Origin of the sequence: Aquisphaera insulae, assembly GCF_011064615.1 — a bacterium.
GTDB lineage: Bacteria > Planctomycetota > Planctomycetia > Isosphaerales > Isosphaeraceae > Aquisphaera > Aquisphaera insulae.
Genome location: NZ_JAALJH010000283.1, coordinates 1 through 334 on the forward strand (window position 1 = coordinate 1; position 334 = coordinate 334).

A 334-nucleotide genomic window follows, 5' to 3' on the forward strand; every position below is an offset into this window, starting at 1 on the left:
ACTGGCCAACGGCCTCCCCGTGCTGGCCAGCGACCGCGGGGCGCTGCCGGAGACGCTCGGCGACGCCGGGTTCCTGTTCACCATCCCCGAGCGCTACACCCCCGACTCGATCGAGATCCCGACCGCCCGCGAGGTCGCCCCATGGCTGGCCATCCTCGAACGCCTCTGGGACGACCCGGACTTCGAGGACCGGCACCGCGCACTCGCCCGCGCCGAGGCCCGCCGTTGGGACCCGGCGGCGCTCGCCTGTCGATACGAGCGGGCCTTCGATCGGACCACCACCGTCGCAGGGTGAGGACGTTCCCCCGGGACAAACCGAATTCATTAGCTGATC

General features: G+C 71.3%; 1 pseudogene. It reads left to right on the forward strand.

Annotated features, from left to right (window positions below):
• Nucleotides 1–295 (forward strand): annotated as a pseudogene (locus G6O54_RS38325) (glycosyl transferase family 1); the annotation flags it as partial.
• Nucleotides 296–334 lie beyond the last annotated feature (39 nt).